The organism is Bacillus sp. AP50 (assembly GCF_040492675.1).
GTDB lineage: Bacteria > Bacillota > Bacilli > Bacillales > Bacillaceae_G > Bacillus_A > Bacillus_A cereus.
On sequence record NZ_JBEUTW010000501.1, the window covers coordinates 1 to 3,357 of the forward strand.

Consider the following 3,357-nt stretch of genomic DNA (forward strand, 5'->3'; position numbering starts at 1 on the left):
ACTTTATTATGAATGTCGAATTATATTTTTCTGAATTTTCTTTTTATTTAGAGGGTTTTTCAATATTTTTTGCGAAACATTTGTATAACAATTTTTTCTTTGCTTATTGCTACATAATAGTAGGTTCGGGTGGAGTTTTGCAAGCGTTTCCTATACAATAACCGATATTTTTTGACTTTTCCTAACAAAATATCTTGCAATATATTCAGAAAGTCATTACAATTGCCATATATTAAAAATCTTAGCAATATATAAATCCTCATCAATCCGATGAGGTAGAGGTTGCGACTTTTAATAGTAAAACGGACGAGACACAGAGAATGTCACTGACTCCGTTTGAAAGGAAAAGTTGCCGAAGTTTATATTTCTTCTCTGGAAATATGAGCTGGGGCTGTCTCCGAAAGGAACAGAACTGTCACGTTTACAAAATTACCGTGTAAACGTGGGGTGCTATCTTAACGGAAGGGTATGATGGGGTGGTTATTTGTGAAACGTTCCGCCAAATTCCTTTGGCGGTTTTTTGTATTTTTCTCCCCCGCTCCTTCCTAACCTACAAGAAAAGGAGTGTTGAACATGAATAGCGCAACAAATCAATCTACCTCTAAAACGCAAACTACACAAGGACAAGGTGAATTAAAACGCGGATTAAAATCGCGTCACCTTACGATGATTTCTCTCGGTGGTACAATCGGTACCGGACTATTTCTTGCCAGCGGTGGTGTAATCCATTCAGCTGGTCCTGGCGGTGCACTAATCGCATACGCCGCAATTGGAATTATGGTATATTTCTTAATGACAAGCTTAGCTGAACTTGCAGCTTACATGCCTGTTACTGGATCTTTTAGTACGTATGCAACAAAATTTGTTGATCCATCACTTGGTTTTGCACTTGGATGGAACTATTGGTATAACTGGGCGATTACGATCGCTGCTGAACTTGCAGCCGTAACATTAATTATGAAATTTTGGTTCCCAGATACCCCTTCTCTTATTTGGAGCGGATTATGTTTAGCTATTATTTTCCTTTTAAACTATTTATCTGTTAAAGGGTTTGGTGAATCTGAATATTGGTTCGCACTTATTAAAGTAGTTACAATTATTATCTTTTTAATTGTCAGCTTTATGATGATTTTCGGAATTATGGGGGGCGAAACTGTTGGATTCAAAAACTTCACTGTTGCAGATGCACCATTTAACGGCGGTATCATGGCAATTATCGGTGTATTTATGGCAGCTGGTTTCTCCTTCCAAGGAACTGAATTATTAGGAGTAGCTGCTGGTGAAACATCTGATCCAGAACGTAATATCCCAAAAGCAATTCGTTCAATCTTTTGGCGTATTCTTTTATTCTATATCCTTGCGATTCTCGTTATCGGTTTATTAATTCCTTATACAACTGAAAGTCTTGCTGCAAGTGATGTAACAGTAAGTCCATTTACACTTATTTTCGAAAAAGCGGGCGTTGCCTTTGCTGCTTCTGTTATGAACGCTGTTATTTTAACTGCTGTACTATCTGCTGGTAACTCTGGTATGTATGCATCAACTCGTATGCTTTGGGATTTAGCTCGCCAAGGAAAAGCACCAAAGTTTCTTGGTAAATTAGATAGCCGCGGGGTACCTGTTAACGCATTAATCGTAACATCGATTGTCGGTAGTATCGCTTTCATTGCTTCTTTATTCGGTGACGGTGTTGTATACATTTGGTTATTAAATGCATCAGGAATGTCTGGCTTTATCGCTTGGGTCGGCATTGCAATTAGTCATTACCGTTTCCGTAAAGCATATATTGCACAAGGAAAAGATTTGAAAGACTTACCATATAGAGCAAAATGGTTCCCATTCGGTCCACTCTTCGCATTTACACTTTGTATCATCGTAATTTTAGGACAAAACTACGGGGCATTTATGGGTGAGTCAATCGACTGGAACGGCGTACTCGTTTCTTACATCGGTTTACCACTCTTCTTAGTACTATGGTTAGGATATAAATTTACGAAAAAAACAAAAGTGATTCCACTTGATAAATGTGAACTAAAATAAAGTGAAACGAGCAAACAAATTTGTTTGCTCGTTTTTTGTTGCAAACCTCTTTGCTTCCCTATTGCTCCTGTTTTTGCCATAATAGAAGAAATATAATTAAAGGTTGGGATACAATGAACATTCGCATTACTGATGAAGCAAAAGCAGCTATACATAGATTAGAACGTGAAGACAAAAAGATCATTCGCATTAGAGGGACAATGACAAACTCTTGTAGTATTTTCGTTGATGTCGATTTAATTTGGGATACATATAACGCAGATGATGTTGTATATGAAGATGCAGATCTTATCGTACAAATGGATTCATTCACGAAAGACTACACTGGTGATACGGTGAAACTTGATTATAAGACGACAGGTTTTAGTATTACGACTCCGAGTGAGACGTTAGTTTATGGATTGTCGATTAAAAAATAAAAATTGTTTTCATTTGACCACCGAGGTGAAAAAATGGGTAAATATGTTCCGTTAAAATTTTTATTTAACGAAAAATTAGCAGAAAAAATGGCTGATTCTATTTGTAAACACGATCCTACTTTCTCTAAAAGAAACTTTGTATCTTCCGTAACATGTAAAGTTGAAAATTTAGAGTTAAAGCAGCGTATTGAAGTAATAGCAGATGAATTACATAATGCATTACAAAAAGATTTTAATGAAGCAATACATATATTACTAAAAACATTAGGCCCAGAAAATACAACAGAAGTAGGCACATTTACAAACGGATATATGTACATGCCTCTTGCAAAATACGTTGAAAAATATGGACTTAACGACTTTGAAACCTCATTCAACGCCATGTATGAAATAACGAAAAGAAATACTGCTGAATATGCCATTCGGCCTTTTCTTGAAACATACCATGAAGACACACTAAATATATTACAACAGTGGATTTATGACGAAAACAACCACATTAGAAGATTAGTTTCTGAAGGTACAAGACCAAGGCTTCCTTGGGCTAAAAAAATAGGAGCTCTAAAAGATGATTTTAAGTACAATTTACAGCTTCTTGAACCATTAATGAATGACCCTTCTAAATATGTTCAAAAATCTGTAGCCAATCATATGAACGATATTACGAAAGAAGATAAAGAACTCGTTTTTCAGTGGTTACAGCAATTACGTGATAAACAGCATCCTATTAATCCTTGGATTATAAAACATGGACTAAGAACAGTAATAAAAAGTGGTACTTTACCAAAAAATTTTTCTTTTTAAGTATTTTAAACAAAACCGCTTATGCTTCAAAAATGAAGCATAAGCGGTTTTCCTTTTGAATACAGAAATAACAAACATAAAAAGTACTTTAAAT

3 protein-coding genes and 1 riboswitch are annotated in these 3,357 nt (G+C 35.5%); all 3 genes read left to right on the plus strand.

The annotated features are described in order from the left end of the window. Positions 1-268 precede the first annotated feature (268 nt). A riboswitch (Lysine riboswitch) is annotated at positions 269-461 on the plus strand. A gap of 112 nt (positions 462-573) precedes the next feature. The 3 genes from ABWK52_RS25500 (at position 574) to ABWK52_RS25510 (ending at position 3,263) form a co-directional block, all read left to right on the plus strand. Further along, complete coding sequence (locus tag ABWK52_RS25500; RefSeq protein ID WP_098541987.1) at positions 574-2,040, plus strand: amino acid permease; 1,467 nt, start codon at positions 574-576, stop codon at positions 2,038-2,040. 113 nt (positions 2,041-2,153) lie between these two features. Continuing rightward, positions 2,154-2,459 carry an iron-sulfur cluster biosynthesis family protein gene (locus tag ABWK52_RS25505; RefSeq protein ID WP_030026273.1) on the plus strand — a complete coding sequence of 102 codons (306 nt, stop codon included), beginning with the start codon at positions 2,154-2,156 and terminating at the stop codon, positions 2,457-2,459. A 33-nt stretch (positions 2,460-2,492) separates the two neighbouring features. Then, positions 2,493-3,263: a DNA alkylation repair protein gene (locus tag ABWK52_RS25510; protein WP_098207304.1), complete on the plus strand. Its 771-nt coding sequence runs from the start codon at positions 2,493-2,495 to the stop codon at positions 3,261-3,263. Positions 3,264-3,357 lie beyond the last annotated feature (94 nt).